The sequence below is a fragment of the Methanoculleus sp. UBA303 genome (genome assembly GCA_002501655.1).
In the GTDB taxonomy this organism is placed as follows: domain Archaea; phylum Halobacteriota; class Methanomicrobia; order Methanomicrobiales; family Methanoculleaceae; genus Methanoculleus.
In genome coordinates this window covers 1-17,619 of record DANY01000045.1, presented here as the reverse complement: position 1 = coordinate 17,619, position 17,619 = coordinate 1, and the positions used below count along the sequence as shown (strand labels likewise).

Below are 17,619 nucleotides of genomic sequence, written 5' to 3'. Positions count from 1 at the left end.
CCGGATCTCCCATCGATGGACGCAGTTACTGCACGACGAAGTTCCCGGTCATCTGCTGGGGATGGACGTCGCAGCGGAAGAAGTAGGTGCCGGGCGTCGCGGGCGCTGTGAAGGTGTAGGTGGTCGTCGCCGGGCCGGTGACGGTATCGCCTTTAAAGATACTCTGGCCTGCGGAGGAGTCCGTGTAGACCGCGAAGTTGTGCGGGATGCCGTTGTCCTTGTTGGTGAAGTTCACCGTCACCTGCGCTCCCGCGGGCACCGTGATCGTGCTCTGGTCGAACGCGATGTTCTCGGCAGCCAGGTCAACGGTCGCGGTCTGGCCGCCCGCTGCTGCGGTGGTCGCCGCTGTTGTGACGTTTGCTCCTGCCGTCGTCGCCGTGGCGGATGGTGTCCCGGTGGTTGTGGTCGCTGCCGTTGTGACGGTCGCCGCCGTCGTCGCCGTGGTGGCAGGGGTTTCGGTCCCGGCGGCTGTCGTCTCTGTAACAGACGGTGTTTCGGTCCCGGTCGGAGGAGCCGTCGGCTGGGTGACGTTTCCACCCGGCATAGTGCACCCCGCGGCCAGAATTCCGGCGCTCATGACGAGGAGCGCTACGAGAAAGATTACGTTAGGCCTCATGCGAGAGACCATACCGCACACTGTATTTATATATTCCCCTGCCGGAGGCAGAGAGGATCGCCGTCATCAAGATCGCCGCTCTGGACGTAGGCCCGGACCCTGCACCCCGTGCCGCAGACCTCCTGCCATCCGCAGGTGCTGCACTGGCTCCCGGGGCGCGCCTTCCCCGCCCGGAACGCCGCGAGCACCCTGTTGCCGGGGTCGTTCCAGAGATCGCTAAACGGCCGGTCCCGTATGTTGCCTGCCAGGAACTCCTCCGACTGCGCGAACTGACAGGGGTAGACGTTCCCGGAAGGGTCGATATTCGCCACCCGCCTCCCGGCGCTGCACCCGCCCATGCGGGCAAGGAGGCGGTACGCCCGGTCGTATGCCGGGCTGCCGTCGCCTTCCAGCCTCGCGAGCAGGCAGGCGCCGTCCTGGGGAGCATCGACGGTCAGGAACTCCATGACGGCGGGGTCGGTCCGGATGGTCTCCCGGTAGACCAGGTCGAGGACCGCCCGCACCTCCCCGGGCGCGACCTGCAGGTCGGTGTGGACGTCGCCCCCCCGCCCGCTCGGGACGAGCCAGTAGACGCAGAACCGGTGCACCCCAAGCGCCCGGGCAAGCGCGATCAGACGCCCGAGTTCGCCGTGGTTCATCTTCGTGACCGTGAACCGGACGCCGCACCGGAGGCCCGCATCGATGCAGTGCTTCAGCGCCTGCACCGAACGGTCGAAACTTCCGGGCACGCCCCGGAACGCGTCATGGGTCGCCGCCGTTGCGCCGTCGAGGGATATCCCGGCATACCCGATCCCGGCGTCCCTGAGCCGCCGGGCGACTTCCGGGGTGACCAGGGTCCCGTTGGTGCTCAGGACCGCGGGGAGACCGCGCTTTTTGGCGTGCGCCGCAAGGACCCAGAAGTCCTCCCGCACCAGCGGTTCCCCGCCCGAGAAGAGGAGGAGCGGGACGCCCGCCCCGGCCAGGTCGTCGATAAGGGCCGTCGCCTCGTCCGTCGTCAGTTCGTCCTCCCGCAGCCTGCCGGGCCCGGACCGGAGATAGCAGTGCGTGCAGGAGAGGTTGCACCGCGAGGTGATGTTCCAGAAGACCACAGGCCCCGGACGGCCCTCAGCAAGCGCAAGGCCGCTATGCGCCGCCGCCGGGCCGCTGACCGGCCCTTCCCCGTGCACGAGGTGCGTGAACCTGATCACCGGACCCCCTCCATCAGGAAGAGCGCAAGCCCCGGGGGCGTGCGTTTCAGTTCCCGGGTGCTGACGAGGACCGTGTAATCGGCGATACCGGCCGCCCGGGAGAGCCGGGCAATGGAGCGTCGACCTCGTCGCGACGCCGGCCGTGCAGGACGGCATAGAGGTTGTAGTCCCACCTGCCGGGGACGACGGCACGCTCGTAGCAGTGCGTCACCTCAGGAGACCGGGCCATGACCCCCGCTGCCTGCACCACATCTCCGGGCGGCACCCGCCACGCCACCATCGCATTGACCAGGATGCCGGCCTTCCGGTGGTCGATCCGCACCGCGAACCGCCGGATGATGCCCCGTGAGAGGAGAGCCTCTATCCGGGCGATCACCTCCGCCTCCGTCATGCCGAGTTCCGCTGCGATCGCCCGGTAGGGCTCCTCCACCAGCGGGACGCCTTCCTGGAGCCTGAGAAGAAGCGCACGGTCACGATCGTTCATGCGCCGTCCCCCCCGTCGCCGTCCGGGAAGAACCGGAACCGGACGCCGATCTTGAACCGCCGCACCGCCGGCAGGTCCAGAAGATCGGCCGGGGAGACCCCGGTCCGGGCGGCGATATCCTGCACCGTCCGGCTCAGGGCCGCGCTGTCGGGGGCGGCAAGCGTGAACCAGAGGTTGTAGTCATGGTCCCGGAGGTAGTTGTGCGAGACCCCGGGTTCCCGGTTGATGACCGACGCAAACTCGTCCACCCGGCCCGCCGGCACCCGCATGCCGATGAGCGTGGAGGCCAGAAGGCCGATCCGCGCCGACTCAAGGACCGGCGATATGGTCAGGATGATGCCCGCGCTGGTGAGCCGGCGCACCCGCCGGAGCACCTCGTCCTCCGGTATACCGACGCGATCCCCGATACGGCGCCACGGCCGCGGGGCCAGAGGAAAGTTGTCCTGCAGTGCCTCAAGAAGTTGCCGATCAAGTGTATCCAGGTGCCGGTCAGTCATGCTTCACCTCTCCCTGCCCCGGCTCGTAGGGGCAGCAGGGGTCTTCCGCCAGGATATCGCCGGCCGGGCCGCCGCAGGCATCGCCGCGCCGGTGCCCGACCCCGTAGGCCCGTGCACGACACCCGCCGCAGGCCCGGCGGTACTCGCACCGCCCGCACTTCCCCCCGAGACGGTCGGGGTCGCGGAGCGCGGCGAGGATATCGGAGCCGTGCCAGATATCGGCGAAGGATTCTCGCCTGATGTTTCCGACCGGGAGAGGCAGGTACGGGCAGGGTGTGACGTCCCCCGCCGGGGTGATACGGCAGTACCTGGTGCCGGCGATGCACCCCCTGCCCCACCGTGCAGGGTCAAGCCCCATCCGGGCGGCCACCCGCACGAACTGCGGGGCGCAGGTCGGCCGGACCGAGAGCCCCGGTTCCCGGGCGTGCGCGAGGATGCGCCCGATCGCCGCTTCATGGGCCTCAGACGGGATACCGGCGAGGTCTTCTCCCCGGCCCGTCGGCACCAGGAAGAAGAACTGGTAGTCGCGGACACCGAGACTCTTCCCGAACGCGATGACTCTATCGACCTCGCCGGCGTCAGATCCATTGACCGTTGTGTGGATCTGGACGGGGACGCCCGCTCTCCGGAGAGCACGGATCCCGTCGACCGCCCTCTCCCAGGCACCGCTAATGGCCCCGGAAGGCGTCGTGGACACCCGGGTCTGTGGAGTCGAGGCTGACCGCCACCTTCCGGATGCCAGCATCCCGTACCCGGCCCGCGACGGCGTCGGTGACGAGGACGCCGCTTGTGCCCATGGCGACCCGCAGACCGCGCCCGGCGGCGTAGCCGGCAAGGTCGAAGATATCAGGGCGGAGGAGCGGTTCGCCACCGCTGAGGACCAGGATCGGCCGACCGACGGCGGCAACCTGATCGCTCAGGGTCATTCCTTCAGCGGTGTCGAGGTCTCCCGGAGACCCGTCCTCGCCCGCGTCGATGTAGCAGTGGGCGCAGGCCAGGGGGCACCGCGACGTGACGTTCCAGGAGATGATATGGGGCCCGCTGCCGGCGTTCACGCCTCGGCCCGTCACCCCGCCTCGCCCTCCCTGTGCAGAAAGAGGGCGAGCAGCCCGGCGAAGAGCACGATCAGGTCGAGGGGCGGGAGGAGGCTTGCGACGAGAGCGTATCGCCCGGCCCTCCGGAGGTCGCCCCGGGTAATCGTCCGGTGCGCCGCAAGCCCGAACCCGGTCCCGGCAGCCTTGACTGCGGCAAGGAGGAGCGCCCCCGCCGGGAAGATGCCGGGAACGGTCTTTCCTGCAAGACCGCCGATTCCGATATACAGGAGCGTCACGACAGCAAAGAGCCCGAAGATTACCGATATAGTAATGAGGACCCGTGCGATCTTAACCTCCTTTGCCGTATCTCCCATGCCGGGCCGTTCCTCTGCGTCGGGGGTATTAACCTTTTCCCGGAAGCATATGCCTGGCGCTCTGTGACGGCCCTTGAGCGTCGTCGCGGAGAGGCCGGCCGGTTTCCCGGGTTCTCCCTGCACACGGGATCCGGTGCAGCCTCCGGCGGGCATTCCGGAAATCCGCGCTTCTTCGCCCGGGGTGATACGAGAAAATATATCACCGACCAGGTGATACGAATTACGCTTGCTATCCCTGAACCGTGATCTACCGCCCGGCAGGGCGGGAGTCCGGTATACCGGTTCCAGCGGCAAGAGGCCCGTATGCACCCCTACGCGATAGCCAGAATATTTTTCCTCGTCCGGTCACCCTTGCGTCCACTCACCCGGCCCGGCAGGTCCGCCGGCAGTAAGACGAGGTAATATGCAGGAGATTCCTCTGGACCAACAGGTACAGGCCATCCGGCAGTGTATCAGTGAACTCACCCGCGAGCCGCCGGCAGGTTCCGGCAACAACACATCACCCGAAAACCTGCTTCGTGCTGCAGAGAGCCTGATCGCAGACGCAGCCCGGGCAGAGGAGGAGCGGCAGCAGCTCCGGGACCTCGTCGGATCCTCCCCTGATGGGTTCGTGGTGACGGACGCGGACGGCAGGATCGTCGAGGCAAACCCGGCGGCAACGAGCCTCCTCGGGGAGCCGCTGCCAGGGACGCTCCTTGCGGCGTGCGGTTACCCCGACGCTCAACCGGAGATCGCTCGCATACTTGCCGACCTCCGTGCCGGGAAAGCGTGCGCATCCCGGGAAACAACCCTGCGCTCCCCGGGCGGCGCCCCGGCCCCGGTCACGATCACCGCCGCCGGCCGTGGTGCCGGGGAAAAGCGGTGGCTGATCCGGGAGCGGCCACAGGAGCACCCGACGCTCCCGGAGAGCACAGAGCAGGACCGGCTCCTTGCAGGGGCGGAAGAGGAGCGTTCCCTGCTGCAAGCCATCATCGAACAGATGCCCGAGGGTGTCGCCATCGCCGAAGCCCAGTCGGGAAGGCTCATCCACTACAACAAGCAGTTACGCCGGATGTGGGGGCGACCCGACATGCCGCGCGATATCAGGGCATTCAGCGGGCTTCGTCCTGATGGGCGGCCCTACCTGCCCGATGAGTGGCCGATCGCCCGGTCGGTTGCCAGCGGGGAGGTGGTGAGGGATGAGGAGATCCGGATCCTCCGGGCAGACGGCACCTGGATTTACATAAACGTCAGTTCCGCTCCCATCCACGACGAGAGCGGCATCATGCGCTATGCAGTAGCGGTCCTCTCCGATGTAACCGACAGGAAACGGATGGAAGAGGAACTGCAGGCGAGTGAGGAGAAATACCGGGGACTCTTTGAGAACACGAGCGACTCCGTCGAGATCTATGAGATGGTCCGCGATGAGCATGGCGAGATCGTGGACTGGATCCTGCGTGACGCAAACCCGGTCTCACAGCGCGACCTCGGCAGGCTGGACAAGATCGTCGGGAAGCGCGTCACCGACCTCTTTGGCGCGGAGCCGATGGCCGAATATCTTGCGCGGTCGCGGGAGGCCATGGCGTCAGGCGTCGGGCAGAAGTATGAGCACGGTTTTTGGGGCAACCGCTACTACATCTCCTCCAACTTCCCCATCGGAAAAGACCTGTTCGGGAGCGTCAGCACCGAGATCACCGACCGGAAGCTGATGGAAGGGGAACTGCGCATCCAGCAGCAGCGGCTCGAACTGGCCCTCACCTCCGCAAGGATGATCGCCTGGAACTGGGACCCCGCCACCGGCTGGCTCAGGGTCAGCGGCGACGTTGAGGGGATCTACGGGCGGCCGCCCTTTACCCGGCCCGAGGAGAGGCTGGCGCTGGTCCACCCTGATGATATAGACCGCCTGCGCTCCGAAGAAGAGCAAAGCGGGTTCTACCACACCGAGTACCGGATCATCCGCCCCGACACGGGCGCGGTGGCCTGGCTGGAGTCACGGGGTGAGGTCCAGAAGGATGAGGCCGGGAACGTCACCCGGGCCGTCGGCGTCACGATGGATATCACCGGACAGAAGCAGTCCCGCCAGGCGCTGGAACACCAGCAGGAGCTCCTGCAGGGGATCATCGATACCATCCCGGTGATGATCACGATCTATGACCCGGATCTCAGGTTCTTCCGCCTCAACCGGGAGTTCCAGAGGGTGCTGGGCTGGTCGGAGGAGGATGGGGCCAGGGGGGACCTGATGGCGAGATTCTTCCCCGACCCGGAGTACCGGAATATGGCCGGCGACTACATGCGGTCCTTGGAGCCGGGGTGGCGCGACCTCCTGCTGGTCGCCAAGGACGGCTCCGTCGTCGAGACCGCCTGGGCAAACATCCGTCTCTCCGACGATACGCGTGTCGGGATCGGGATCGATATCCGTGAGCGGAAGCGGGCTGAGGCGGCCCTCATAGAGAGCGAAGGCCGGTTCCGGGCGCTCATGAACGCATCGCCAAACGCGGTGATGCTCATCGACCGCGACGGCACCATCCTCGTCCTGAACGAGGTGGTTGCCGAGAGGTTCGGAGGAAGTGTTCAGGAACTCATGGGCACACCGATATATGACCACCTCCCGCCGGAGGTCGCCGCGAGACGGCGGGAGATCATCGGGGAGGTCTTCGCGACGGGCCGGCCGATCCGGTTTGTCGATGAGCGGGAGGGGATGGTCCTCTACAACTCCCTCTTCCCGGTCGCGGATGCAGAGGGAAACGTGGTGCGGGTCGCGGTGCTCTCCTACGACATAACCGAGCAGAGACGGTCTGAGGAGATGCGGCACCAGGCGTTCACCCAGATCGAGCAGAACATGGAGCAGTTCGCTATCCTCGGCGATCACATCCGCCTGCCCCTGCAGGTCATCCTCGCCACGTCAGAGCTCCTGGATGATGAGCAGGCGTCTGAGCGGATCCGCAAGCAGGTCTGGCGGATCAACGATATCGTCAGGCAGCTCGACCGGGGCTGGGTGGAATCAAGGGAGATCCGGGAGTTCCTCCGCAGGCACGAACTGGTGTAGCGCCGGACAGACGCAAAGAGAGGAGAGACGGGGTTATCCCCGTTCTCCGCATACCGATCCTGTCCTGCATCATTGCACGATGAAATCACCGTTCATCGACGGGTGAACATCGCACTGGAAGTAGTATGTCCCGGGTTCTGAGGGGGCCATAAACGTGTAGTTCGTCTCGGCGGGCCCGGTGATGATCTCGCCCACGAAGATGGATTTGGAACGGAGATTGCTGTCGTAGACGGCGAAGTTGTGGGGGATGCCGGAATCCTTGTTGACGAAGTGGACGGTCACGTTCGCCCCCGCAGGCACTGTGATTGTGTCCGTATCGAAGGCGATGTTCTCTGCGGTGAGGTTCACCACCGTTGCGTTCCCGGTCGCGTTCCCGCCGACCGTCACGTTGACCGTATCGTACACGAGCGGGATGAGCGGCGTGTGGTCGTTGTTGACCACCTGGACCGAGAGGTTGTGCGCTCCCGGCGTCACGTTCTCCCAGGTGTAGGAGGTGTTCGTGGAGATGACGTAGCCGCCGGTCTTCGGGATGGCGGGCTCACTTGCGTTCGTCGGGACCACGGCATCCAGGTAGTAGTGCAGGTGGCCTTCGCCCGGTGCACTCGGCTGGCCGGTCGGCTCGACCAGCGTGAAGTTCGTCAGGTTCACCGCAACCGTCACGTTCCCGGCAGTGACGTTGGCACCCTCCTCCGGCGACGTGATCGTGACGTTCGCTTCGGCGGTCTGGTTCGCGGTCTGGTTGCTCACATACCCTTCCTGGGCGACCACCCCGGAGAAGAGGGCTACACACCCTATCACCAGGGTGAAGATCAGGAGTCTCATCAATCTCGTCATACGGGGCGGGAGGAGGGAAGCGAGCATGATATACCTTTCGCAGGGCTGCCCTCCGCACCCCGGAGGACCCCCACCGGCGGGAATCATGCCCGCACAGGCCTGGTTACTCCGGGGGACAGGGTTAAGTGAGGGGCCGCCATACTCCCGCCCCATGATACGCACAAAGCGGATCTACGAAGAACCCTCCGAGGATGACGGCGCCCGAGTCCTCGTTGACCGGCTCTGGCCGAGGGGCATCTCGAAGGAGAGGGCGTTACTCGACCGGTGGGAGAAGGATATTGCGCCGAGCAATGAGCTGCGCCACTGGTTCGGGCACGACCCGACGAAGTGGGAGGAGTTCCTGCGACGTTACCGGGCCGAACTCGGGGAGAGGGAGGAGCAGCTTGCCCGGCTCCGGCATGAGGCAGATGAGGGGACCGTCACGCTCCTCTACGCCGCCAAAGATGAGGAGCATAACAACGCCGTGGCGCTGAAACGGTATATCGAGGAAGGGTTGACGGTAGTGCCGGCATCTACTTAAGGTTGTGGGAGAGGTCACTCCCCATGACCATGGAGAGCAACAGGATATCCTACCATGATTCGGTGAGAACCATCTACGACCGGCTCAAGAAAGACGGCATGTCCAATGTCTGGGACCGCTACGAGGCCCAGGGATTCGGCGGCGACCCCGACCGGCGGTGCGCCTTCTGCCAGGCGGGGGCACGGTGCGACTTCTGTTCAAACGGCCCCTGCCGGGCCGACGCCGCCCGGAACCGGCGGGGCGTCTGCGGGATCAGCGCCGACGGTATGGCGATGCGGATGATGCTTCTCCGGAACGTCATGGGAGCATCGAACTACCACTTCCACGCGGCGCAGGCGGTCCGGACCCTCCGGGCGACCGCCGAGGGCAAAACCCCGTTCTCCATCGCCGAACCGGAGAAACTCCGGACGTTTGCGGAGCGCCTTGGGATCGAGACCGGCGGGAGCGACGCCGAGATCGCGCTCCGGCTCTGTGACTTCGTGGAGGAGGACTTCCACCGGTTCACCCACGAGCCGAGCCGGATCGTGGAGCGGCTCGCCCCCCCAGAGCGAAAAGAGGTCTGGAGGAGGCTCAACCTCTTCCCGGGCGGGATCTACGGGGAGACGATCGTCGATACCGCCTCCACCCTGACGAACGTCGACGGCTGGTTCGCGAGCCATGCCATGCGGGCGATGCGCCTCGGTGTCGCGATGGCCTACCAGAGCCAGATTGTGCTCGAGTACATCCAGGACATCCTCTACGGCATCCCCCGGCCGCACCCCATGCGGGTCGACCTCGGGGTGCTCGACCCTGACTACGTCAATATCCTCCCGAACGGCCACGAGCCCTTCCTCGGGTTCGCCCTCATCGACCTAGCCCGCACCGGGGAGTGGCAGGAGAAGGCGCGGGCGGCGGGGGCGAAGGGGCTCCGGGTCATCGCGAACATAGAGACCGGGCAGGAACTGATCCAGCGCCGGGAGATGGACGACGTCTTCTACGGCTATACCGGGAACTGGATCATGCAGGAGGCGGTGCTCGCCACCGGAGCGGTCGATGTCTTTGCCGCCGATATGAACTGCTCGCTCCCGCTCGACCCCCTCTACGCTGAGAAGTACCACTTCAAACTGATCCCGGTCAGCGAGGTCGTGGTCTTTGAGGGCGGGGGCGAGCGGCTCGAGTACGTCCCCGAGGAGGCGAAGGAGCAGGCGGCGACGCTCCTTTCGATGGGGATCGAGAACTTCAAGGAACGCCACAGAATGATAGAGGCGATCCGGGGCCTTCCCGTGCGGGAGGCGGTGGTCGGGTTCGCGCCCGAGAGCATCGTCGCGGCGCTCGGGGGGAGCCTCGACCCGCTCCTCTCCGCCATAAAGGACGGGACCATCCGGGGCGTCGTGGGGCTCGTCTCCTGCACCACGCTGCGCGACACCGGGCAGGACGTCCACACCGTCGCGGTCGCGGAGAGCCTGATCGCCCGCGACATCCTGATCCTCGGGATGGGGTGCGGGGTTGCGGGCCTCCAGGTCGCCGGGCTCTGCTCCCCGGAGGCGCGAGAGAAGGCCGGGCCGGGGCTCGCCGGGCTCTGCACGGCGCTCGGCGTCCCGCCGGTGCTCGGATTCGGGACCTGCACCGACACCGGCCGGTGCGCCGACCTCCTCTCTTCGATCTCCGAAGCCCTCGGCGGCGTCCCTCTCCCCGACCTCCCGGTCGCCGTCGCCGCCCCGGAGTACATGGAGCAGAAGGCGACGATCGACGCCCTCTTCGCGCTCGCGCTCGGTCTCTACACCTACGTCAACCCGGTCCCGACGGTCACCGGGGGGCCGGACCTCGTGAGACTCCTCACCGAGGACCTGCCCGGCATCACGGGCGGAGTGCTCCACATCGAGACAGACGCGAGCGCGGCGGTGGAGGGGATCGTCGGGCACATCGAGGCGAAGCGGGCGAAACTCGGGATATGAGGCGGCTCATATCCCCGCCTGTAACCCGGTGGATTACAGTTTCAGGATTTTCGGAAACGACATGCGAAAATCCGTGGAGAGGCGTGGAGCACACCAATCTCCCGGGTGCCTCCTCCATGAAGAGTGTCAGGGCCCCCCTTCCGCCCTCGCCGGCCCCTCGATCCTCTCTGCGCTCGCGATCATCCGGTTGACAAACTGTCTCTGGACGCAGGTGATGAACGGCAGGGTGATCACCACGGCGTTACGCACCCCGTCCTCCCGGTAGACGATCATGCATACCCGGTCATCGGCGATGAAGATGTACTCGAGCAGGAACGTCGAACCGTCCACCGAGAGCGGGCCGCAGTAGATCCTCTCGAATATGTTCTCCTGGAAGAAAGTGCAGAAAGGCTTCGGGACGTGGAGAGATGCGTTCCCGAGCGGCTTCCTGATCCCGCGCTTCCCGTTCGGGAGGAGGACGCTCACCGGGTGGTCCCGTGACGCATCGGCGATCAGCCTGGCGAACTCGCCGATCTGTGTGTAGTCCAGGCAGACGACCGCAAGGTCGTGGGTGACGCCCATGGCAAGCGACTCCGCGTGGCGCCGGATGCTCCACTCCCCCTGCACGTACCAGATCGGCGAGTTCTTCGACCGGGCGTCGAGCGAGAGGGCATCAAGACCCTGCACCGCCGCCGTCGCCGCGGCATCGGCGGCGCTCTTCAGGTGGTGGATGACGACGGCCGGTTCGACCGGGATGTAGACGTGCGGGTTTCCCCGCCGGATGGTGATGAAACCCCGGGCGGCAAGCCCTTCGGCGATATCGTAGACCCTCGGGCGGGGAACCTTGCTCGCCTCGTGGATATGGCGGGCGCTCCCCTCGCCGATGCCGACAAGGGCCGCGTAGACCCGGGCCTCGTACTCCGTCAGACCGAGCGTCATCAGGTTCCGGATTAGGTCGTCCATGTTGTTACTATGATAGTTACACGAGGATTAAACCTCTTCACGCCCCATCTTCTCTGAAGAACTCTGGTGACATCATGTGGCTCCATGCGTTCCTGGATCGTCTCCTGCGACTCATCGGCCGGAAAGGCCGCAGCCCGCCCGGAGCCGGCCCGGGCGACGCCTGCTCCCTCCTCATCGACCCCTTCGCGGGGGAGGCGATCGATGCGGTGGAGGACGCCCGCGAAGGATCGGTACCGGTAGACACCATCCGGGCAGCCTGCCGCCGGATGCAGGGGGCGGCGACAAAAGGAGAACTTCTCCGTATCATCGCCGGCGAAGTAGGAGCGTTTGACCTGCACGACCTTGAGGCGATGAACGTCCGGTTCGAGCGGAAGGTCGAGAACCTCCCGGAGGACTACCGCGACCGCCTCCTTGCAAGCGTCAGGGAGGAGATCTTCGGGGCGCACCACCGCCTGTTCCTCCTCTCCCGGAACGGCAGCGACCCCGGCATGGACGACCCCCCGGACCCGGCGCTCGGCGCCTACGCCGCCATGGTGGCGGAGGCCTGCGCCACAAAGGCGCGGGAGAAGGACCCAAAGTACCTCTACCTGAAGTATCTCCTCTCCGGGTTCACCATGTTCGTCCGGGGAGAACCTGCCCACCCGGTCGGCACCCCGTTCCCCGGCGGGCAGATCGTCGACGAGTGGGAGGGGGCCTACCTCTGCCCGGTCAGGGACAGGGCCGACGATGTTCCCTACGCCCTCTGCCCCTACTGCCCGGCGGTCCAGAGCACCGAGCCGACCTACCCGGAGATGCGGGCATGCCGCCATGAGCGGAGGCGGCGGGAGAGCCTCGCGAACTACTGGACGAATTATAAGGGATGAGCGTAATGAGATTAATCTGGAGATGGATGCAATGAAGATTGTTGATGTATCAAAAGAACCGATCGGTAAGAACCCGCACAACGTCGACGCCCGGAAAGTCTACGACACCGAGCACGCGACCGCGGTGGTGATCACGCTTGCCCCCGGCGAGGCGTTGAAGAAGCACATAACTCCGGTTGATGTCTTCTTCTACGTCCTCGAGGGGACCGGGATCGTCGAGATAGGCGACGAGCGCGCAGAGGTCGGGAAGGACCACCTGGTCGACAGCCCGGCAAATATACCGCACCGCTGGACGAACGAGAGCGATCAGCCCTTCCGGGTGCTCGTGGTGAAGGTCCCGCGCCCGACGACCGGGACGAGACTGCTCTGAGGATGCAATGGTCATCGAGTCGATCCCGAAGGCCGTAGGATTCATCTACGGCCTCCTCGCGTTTGCCGCCCTCGCCTGGCTCTGGTACTCCGGCCGGTTCACCCGGCGGCGTGCGCTGCCGTTCCTCATCGTCTCGGCACTCCTCGGGTTCCTGGTCTTCGCGCCGGTCTTCCCCTACCAGCTGCAGATGGTCGTCCTCGGGAACGCAGCAGCGCTCGGGTCGCCGCTCCCCATGGCAATCGGCGGCCTTCTGCTCTTCATCGTCCTCGCCCTCGTACTCGGCCGTGTCATCTGCGGGCAGGTCTGCCCGGCGGGAGCCGTCCAGGAACTCATGTACCTGCTCCCGGCAAAGAAGCGCGGCCGCGCCGAAAGCCGGGTTCCGGTGGCGGTCAGGGCCGGCGTCTTCGTCGTCTTCCTCGCCGCCGGCCTCGGGCTCTCGGTGAACCTTCTTGCGCTCATAGGCCTCCCGGCCTTCTTCCACCTCGCGGTCGCGAGCGCATCGTTCTTCGTCTTCCTCGGGATCGTCCTCCTCTCTGCTACCGTCTACCGGCCGTTCTGCCGCTACGTCTGCCCGTACGGCGCCCTCCTCGCCCCGGCGGCTTCAAAGGGCCTCTACCGGCTCCTGCGGACGGACGCCTGCATAGGGTGCCGGAAGTGTGAGCGGGCATGCCCGACCGGGGAGGCAACCCCCGCCGCCGGCCTCGGGGAGTGCTACCTCTGCGGCCGGTGCACGGAAGCCTGCCCGGTGGACGGGGCGCTCGTGTATGGACGGGGGAAATGAGAAGAGTAAATAAGCGAAGGACAGCAGAGTAAAGGAAAAGGTTGGTGTATCAATGGCTAAAGAGAAACGTGCAGAGTTACAGGGGAAGGTTCTCCGGTTACCGGATCTCGTCGCCTACCAGGACGGGACCGTGGCAAGCAGGATGGTCATCAACAACCGATCAGGGAGCATCACCCTCTTCTCGTTCGACGAGGACGAAGGGCTCTCGGAGCACACCGCGCCCTACGATGCGGTGGTGACTATCCTCGACGGCGAGTGCGAGGTCTGGGTCGCGGGCGAGACGCACCAGATGCACGAGGGTGAGACGATCATCTTCCCGGCAAACGTCCCCCACGCCCTCTCTGCCATCACGCGGTTCAAGATGTCGCTTACGATGATCCGGGAGTGAGGGCGCATGACAAATGAGAAGGAAGGCGATTACTGCACGATATGCGGCGGGATCAAGCCGGAGGCGATCAAGATCAAGACGGTCCTCGTGGACGGGAAGGAAACCGGCATCAACCAGCTCGAGCTGATCGTCGCCGGCGTTCGGGACCTGCACCTGGAGAGCGATGCCGCGATTCGCGCTGAGCTTCTCAGAAGGGCGGGGGCCTTCAACTACATACCGACGAAGAAGAAAGAGGCGTACGGCGACGCCCTGATGCGCGAGTATAAGGCGACTCCCGGGTGAGTCTCCGGTAAAGCGGGCGGAGAACCCCTGCCGCGGGGGACGCCTGCATCCGCCCGTTCCAGATGCTTGACCCCGCAGACGCGCATTACCCTTATTCCCGGTCGAACTCCGGTGCCGGCCTCCATCAGGGCTTGGCAGCCTGACCTCCACATTATTTGTTGTCTCATTCGCAACAAATCATTTATCTCCACGCGGCGGAGATATATGAATACGGAGGCAGAGCGTGAGATCACCTTTTAAGTTGGTTGCCGAGAGCATCACACGGAGACCGGCGGCAGTCGCCGCGCTCTTTGTTCTCGTCCTGATTGTTGCACTCTACGGCATGGGCCAGACCACCATGGAGACGGGGAGTGACACCTACATCGACAAGAACACACCCCGTGGTGCCCTGCTCGACAAGTACATGGACACATTCAAGTCCGATTCGATCATGCTGCTCTTCGAGTGCGACAACGTCCTCGATACCGACGTCCTCACCTACATCGACGGGCTCCAGTCGGAGATCGCCCGCGAGGAGTACGTCACAGGCACCGTGAGCATCATCGATATGGTAAAGCAGGTGAACGGGGGCGCGCTCCCCGCATCCGAGGCGGAGATCAGCATGGCAAAGGAACGGGTGCCGCCGGAACTCCTCTCCCGGTACCTCCCGTCCAACATGATGACGATCAGTGTCGTCACCCTCGCGCCCGGTGTCTCCTCGGATACCCGGAACCAGGTCATCGACACCATCGAGTCGCGCATCAGTTTCTCCGATATGCCCCCGGGCGTCAGGGTGACCGTGACCGGTTCGCCTGCTTTCGCCAAGCAGATGGGTGAGGAGATCCAGGGCTCGATGGGTGTGCTGATCGGTGCCGCCATGCTCCTCATGGTGCTGGCCGTGGGCCTCCTCTTCGGGCACGTCCGTTACCGGTTCCTCCCGGTCTTTGTGGTGGGAACGGGACTCGTCCTGACCTTCGGCACTATGGGGCTATTTAAGATACCGATCAGCATGGTCGTGATCGGCGCGTTCCCGGTGCTGATCGGGATCGGGATCGACTACGCCATCCAGTTCCAGTCCCGGTTCGATGAGGAGGCGCGAAACTCCCCGATCCGGGAAGCAGCGATAACGACCATCCGGAACTCCGGCCCGGCAATCCTGTACGCGATGATTGCGACATCGCTCGGGTTCATCGCCATGTGGGTCTCTCCAGTGCCGATGGTCCGCGACTTCGGGCTGGTCTGCGTCATGGGGGTGATCTTCTGCTACATATCGGCCCTGATCGTCGTCCCGACGTTCGGCATGCTGGTCAGGTACCGCCCGAGAGCAGAGGGGAGCGCTTCCACCGGCTCCAGCATGGAGGCGTACGACCGGTTTCTCGGCGGTGTTGCGGGAAAGATCGCGAGACATCCGGTATCGATCCTCCTGGTGCTCGGGCTCATCGCACTCGTCGGCGTGCAGCTCGACGCAACCATCCCCATCAACTCAGACGAGGAGACGTTCGTCCCCGACGATATGCCTGCGGTCGCCGACCTGCAGAAGATGCGGCGCACGATGGGGTCGACGGATACCCTGCCGCTCTACATCCAGGGCGACGGCGTCACGAGCCTGGACACCCTGACGTGGATGAAGGAGTTCCAGGACTACGAAGTAGCCAATAACGAGAAGATCACCTCGGCCACGAGCATCGTCACCTATCTGATCCAGTACAACGACGGCCGGATGCCGGAGTCCGGGAGGGAGGTCGCCGAGGTCCTGGAGCGCATACCCGAGGCCACGAAGAAGCAGTACCTGAGCGGTGATACCGAGACGGTCATCGAGTTCGGGCTTGTCGATATGGAGAACGAGGTGGCTCTCTCGCTCGTTGACCGTATGAAGAGCGACGTTGCGTGGAAGAGCCCGCCGCCGGGCATCACCGCGACGCCGACAGGGATGCTTGAGATGTTCACCAACCTGATGACCGATATATCGGAGAGCAAGACGACGATGACGGTCCTCGGGTTCGGGTTAATCTTCCTCTTCCTGCTCCTCGTCTACCGGAAGGTAACAGCAGTCTCCCCGGTTGTACCGATCATCTTCATCGTGGGCTGGAACGGGGCGATCATGTATCTGCTCGGCCTCGACTATACGCCGCTGACCGCGGTGCTCGGGTCGATGACGATCGGCGTGGCCTCGGAGTACACGATCCTGATCATGGAGCGGTTCCAGGAAGAGCGGAGACGCGGGAAGGAGACGCATGAGGCGATCCAGCAGGCAGTGCAGAAGATCGGGACGGCCATCACGGTATCGGGGATGACAACGGTCTTCGGGTTCTCGGCGCTGCTGCTCTCGACGTTCAATATCATCAGCAACTTCGGGATCGTGACGGTCATCACCGTCGGGTTCTCGCTCCTCGGAGCGATCCTGGTCATGCCAGCGGTTCTCTCTGTGATGGACCGGTTCAGTCGGCCAGAGACCGAACTCGTCTCTCCCTGAACCCGGTCTCTCCTCCCGGAAGCCCTTTTTTTAACGCTCTTTTGATCCGGGGAACTCGATGTGCAAGCGTGGACTCGAAGAGGGCCAACGCGGGATAGGAGCAGGTTCTGGACGTATCCGGACTGTCAAAAAAGGGTCAGGCGCTGATGGCAGCCAGTGTGCCATCCTCGCGCATAAACAGCCAGTAGCCCTCGGTCGGGAAGAGTTTCTGGTTCTCACCCTGAGCCCCCTTCTGACCGTTGATGAGCGCCGGCTGGTAGTTCTGGTTCTCTGCGTCGTAGCCGACGACATAGACCCAGTTGTTTTCCACCGATACAAGTGACTCGTTCGCAGTCGCCGGAGTCAGGTCGGAGTAGCCGATGGCGTTCCATCCCGGGCTCAGTACCTTGGATGCGGGGGCCATTATCGGGTTGGTGCTGAAGTTCAGCCCCACGGTCATGGCCTCAGTAGAATAGACCCAGTAGCCGTCAAGGACTTTCAGGGTCGTATTCGCGCCCACAGGCTCAAAGCCGGTCGCCGGAGTATAGGTGTAGATCGGCCGTCCGCCGGTGTCGACATCCCCGAAGACCTCAACTGCGGTGTTGTTGCCCAGGGAGAGGGGCCTCGGTATGGAGATGAAGTTCCAGCCTTCGTAGAGCTCGAGGTCCATGCTCTTCTCCGGTACTCCCGGCGTCGTTGTCGGCGTGGGAGTCACGTTCCCTGTCGGCGTGGGAGTCACGTTCCCTGTCGGCGTGGGAGTCACGTTCCCTGTCGGGGTCGGAGTCACGTTGGCTCCCCCGCCGACGGTGACGTTCACCGTGTCAAACGTGAGCGGTATGAGCGGGGTATGGTCGTTGTTGACCACCTGGACCGAGAGGTTGTGTTCGCCCGCCGTCACGTTCTCCCAGGTGTAGGAGGTGTTCGTGGAGACGACATAGCCGCCGGTCTCCGGGATGGCAGGCGCGCTCGCGTTCGTCGGCACCAGAGCGTCGAGGTAGTAGTGCAGGTGGCCTTCGCCCGGCGCGTTCGGCTGCCCGGTCGGCTCGACCAGCGTGAA

19 protein-coding genes are annotated in these 17,619 nt (G+C 64.8%); 9 read left to right on the top strand and 10 right to left on the bottom strand.

Annotated elements, in window-relative coordinates; translation table 11 throughout:
* Positions 1-25: 25 nt before the first annotated feature.
* Genes BP846_RS11400 through BP846_RS11370 form a run of 7 tightly spaced genes read right to left on the bottom strand, consistent with a single transcriptional unit; the run spans position 26 to position 4,192 of the window.
* Positions 26-616, bottom strand: coding sequence for a cupredoxin domain-containing protein (locus BP846_RS11400; protein WP_292395494.1), 591 nt, complete (start codon positions 614-616; stop codon positions 26-28).
* A 26-nt stretch (positions 617-642) separates the two neighbouring features.
* Positions 643-1,803 (bottom strand): radical SAM/SPASM domain-containing protein, encoded by a 1,161-nt coding sequence (locus BP846_RS11395; protein ID WP_292395492.1) that lies wholly within the window; start codon positions 1,801-1,803, stop codon positions 643-645.
* A gap of 46 nt (positions 1,804-1,849) precedes the next feature.
* Complete coding sequence (locus BP846_RS11390) at positions 1,850-2,287, bottom strand: Lrp/AsnC family transcriptional regulator (RefSeq protein WP_292395490.1); 438 nt, start codon at positions 2,285-2,287, stop codon at positions 1,850-1,852.
* A complete protein-coding gene (locus tag BP846_RS11385; protein WP_292395488.1) occupies positions 2,284-2,784 on the bottom strand; it encodes an AsnC family transcriptional regulator in 501 nt (166 codons plus the stop codon). The genes BP846_RS11390 and BP846_RS11385 overlap by 4 nt, the downstream gene beginning before the upstream one ends.
* Positions 2,777-3,481, bottom strand: coding sequence for an SPASM domain-containing protein (locus BP846_RS11380; RefSeq protein ID WP_292395485.1), 705 nt, complete (start codon positions 3,479-3,481; stop codon positions 2,777-2,779). The genes BP846_RS11385 and BP846_RS11380 overlap by 8 nt, the downstream gene beginning before the upstream one ends.
* On the bottom strand, positions 3,453-3,854 hold the full coding sequence (locus BP846_RS11375; RefSeq protein WP_292395483.1) for a radical SAM protein: 402 nt from the start codon (positions 3,852-3,854) through the stop codon (positions 3,453-3,455). The genes BP846_RS11380 and BP846_RS11375 overlap by 29 nt, the downstream gene beginning before the upstream one ends.
* Positions 3,851-4,192 (bottom strand): hypothetical protein, encoded by a 342-nt coding sequence (locus BP846_RS11370; RefSeq protein WP_292395481.1) that lies wholly within the window; start codon positions 4,190-4,192, stop codon positions 3,851-3,853. Before BP846_RS11370 ends, BP846_RS11375 begins: the two co-directional genes overlap by 4 nt.
* Before the next feature lie 403 nt (positions 4,193-4,595).
* Between BP846_RS11370 and BP846_RS11365 the strand changes: the two genes are divergently transcribed.
* A complete protein-coding gene (locus tag BP846_RS11365) occupies positions 4,596-7,217 on the top strand; it encodes a PAS domain S-box protein (protein WP_292395479.1) in 2,622 nt (873 codons plus the stop codon).
* A 69-nt stretch (positions 7,218-7,286) separates the two neighbouring features.
* Here BP846_RS11365 and BP846_RS11360 read toward each other — a convergent pair whose 3' ends face one another.
* On the bottom strand, positions 7,287-8,051 hold the full coding sequence (locus BP846_RS11360) for a cupredoxin domain-containing protein (RefSeq protein ID WP_292395477.1): 765 nt from the start codon (positions 8,049-8,051) through the stop codon (positions 7,287-7,289).
* A 151-nt stretch (positions 8,052-8,202) separates the two neighbouring features.
* Between BP846_RS11360 and BP846_RS11355 the strand changes: the two genes are divergently transcribed.
* On the top strand, positions 8,203-8,571 hold the full coding sequence (locus tag BP846_RS11355; protein WP_292395475.1) for a DUF488 domain-containing protein: 369 nt from the start codon (positions 8,203-8,205) through the stop codon (positions 8,569-8,571).
* Between the two features lie 23 nt (positions 8,572-8,594).
* Entirely contained in the window at positions 8,595-10,505 is a 1,911-nt protein-coding gene (cooS, locus tag BP846_RS11350; RefSeq protein WP_292395473.1) for an anaerobic carbon-monoxide dehydrogenase catalytic subunit, read from the top strand.
* Positions 10,506-10,631: 126 nt separating this feature from the next.
* Here cooS and BP846_RS11345 read toward each other — a convergent pair whose 3' ends face one another.
* Positions 10,632-11,447 (bottom strand): TrmB family transcriptional regulator, encoded by an 816-nt coding sequence (locus BP846_RS11345; RefSeq protein ID WP_292395471.1) that lies wholly within the window; start codon positions 11,445-11,447, stop codon positions 10,632-10,634.
* A 74-nt stretch (positions 11,448-11,521) separates the two neighbouring features.
* Between BP846_RS11345 and BP846_RS11340 the strand changes: the two genes are divergently transcribed.
* The 6 genes from BP846_RS11340 to BP846_RS11315 all read left to right on the top strand — a co-directional run bounded on the left by BP846_RS11340 (position 11,522) and on the right by BP846_RS11315 (position 16,583).
* A complete protein-coding gene (locus BP846_RS11340; RefSeq protein WP_292395470.1) occupies positions 11,522-12,310 on the top strand; it encodes a DUF2115 domain-containing protein in 789 nt (262 codons plus the stop codon).
* A gap of 31 nt (positions 12,311-12,341) precedes the next feature.
* Positions 12,342-12,680, top strand: a complete 339-nt coding sequence (locus BP846_RS11335) for a cupin domain-containing protein (RefSeq protein WP_292395468.1) — start codon at positions 12,342-12,344, stop codon at positions 12,678-12,680.
* A 7-nt stretch (positions 12,681-12,687) separates the two neighbouring features.
* Positions 12,688-13,461, top strand: a complete 774-nt coding sequence (locus BP846_RS11330; RefSeq protein WP_292395466.1) for a 4Fe-4S binding protein — start codon at positions 12,688-12,690, stop codon at positions 13,459-13,461.
* A gap of 52 nt (positions 13,462-13,513) precedes the next feature.
* The gene (locus BP846_RS11325) at positions 13,514-13,849 is read left to right on the top strand and encodes a cupin domain-containing protein (RefSeq protein ID WP_292395464.1); all 336 of its coding nucleotides are present in this window, start codon (positions 13,514-13,516) and stop codon (positions 13,847-13,849) included.
* A gap of 6 nt (positions 13,850-13,855) precedes the next feature.
* Positions 13,856-14,131 (top strand): NAC family transcription factor, encoded by a 276-nt coding sequence (locus BP846_RS11320; protein WP_292395462.1) that lies wholly within the window; start codon positions 13,856-13,858, stop codon positions 14,129-14,131.
* A gap of 223 nt (positions 14,132-14,354) precedes the next feature.
* Positions 14,355-16,583 carry an efflux RND transporter permease subunit gene (locus tag BP846_RS11315; protein WP_292395460.1) on the top strand — a complete coding sequence of 743 codons (2,229 nt, stop codon included), beginning with the start codon at positions 14,355-14,357 and terminating at the stop codon, positions 16,581-16,583.
* A 136-nt stretch (positions 16,584-16,719) separates the two neighbouring features.
* Here the strand turns inward: BP846_RS11315 and BP846_RS11310 are convergent.
* Positions 16,720-17,619, bottom strand: a 900-nt coding sequence (locus BP846_RS11310) for a hypothetical protein (RefSeq protein ID WP_292395458.1), incomplete at its 5' end; no start/stop codon positions are given.

What these genes read in the sequence shown, in the direction of transcription:
- BP846_RS11400 (WP_292395494.1), bottom strand. Translation starts at nt 616, where the DNA reads ATGAGGCCTAACGTAATCTTTCTCGTAGCGCTCCTCGTCATGAGCGCC.
- BP846_RS11390 (WP_292395490.1), bottom strand. Translation starts at nt 2,287, where the DNA reads ATGAACGATCGTGACCGTGCGCTTCTTCTCAGGCTCCAGGAAGGCGTC.
- BP846_RS11385 (WP_292395488.1), bottom strand. Translation starts at nt 2,784, where the DNA reads ATGACTGACCGGCACCTGGATACACTTGATCGGCAACTTCTTGAGGCA.
- BP846_RS11370 (WP_292395481.1), bottom strand. Translation starts at nt 4,192, where the DNA reads ATGGGAGATACGGCAAAGGAGGTTAAGATCGCACGGGTCCTCATTACT.
- BP846_RS11365 (WP_292395479.1), top strand. Translation starts at nt 4,596, where the DNA reads ATGCAGGAGATTCCTCTGGACCAACAGGTACAGGCCATCCGGCAGTGT.
- BP846_RS11360 (WP_292395477.1), bottom strand. Translation starts at nt 8,051, where the DNA reads ATGACGAGATTGATGAGACTCCTGATCTTCACCCTGGTGATAGGGTGT.
- BP846_RS11355 (WP_292395475.1), top strand. Translation starts at nt 8,203, where the DNA reads ATGATACGCACAAAGCGGATCTACGAAGAACCCTCCGAGGATGACGGC.
- cooS (WP_292395473.1), top strand. Translation starts at nt 8,595, where the DNA reads ATGACCATGGAGAGCAACAGGATATCCTACCATGATTCGGTGAGAACC.
- BP846_RS11345 (WP_292395471.1), bottom strand. Translation starts at nt 11,447, where the DNA reads ATGGACGACCTAATCCGGAACCTGATGACGCTCGGTCTGACGGAGTAC.
- BP846_RS11340 (WP_292395470.1), top strand. Translation starts at nt 11,522, where the DNA reads ATGTGGCTCCATGCGTTCCTGGATCGTCTCCTGCGACTCATCGGCCGG.
- BP846_RS11335 (WP_292395468.1), top strand. Translation starts at nt 12,342, where the DNA reads ATGAAGATTGTTGATGTATCAAAAGAACCGATCGGTAAGAACCCGCAC.
- BP846_RS11330 (WP_292395466.1), top strand. Translation starts at nt 12,688, where the DNA reads ATGGTCATCGAGTCGATCCCGAAGGCCGTAGGATTCATCTACGGCCTC.
- BP846_RS11325 (WP_292395464.1), top strand. Translation starts at nt 13,514, where the DNA reads ATGGCTAAAGAGAAACGTGCAGAGTTACAGGGGAAGGTTCTCCGGTTA.
- BP846_RS11320 (WP_292395462.1), top strand. Translation starts at nt 13,856, where the DNA reads ATGACAAATGAGAAGGAAGGCGATTACTGCACGATATGCGGCGGGATC.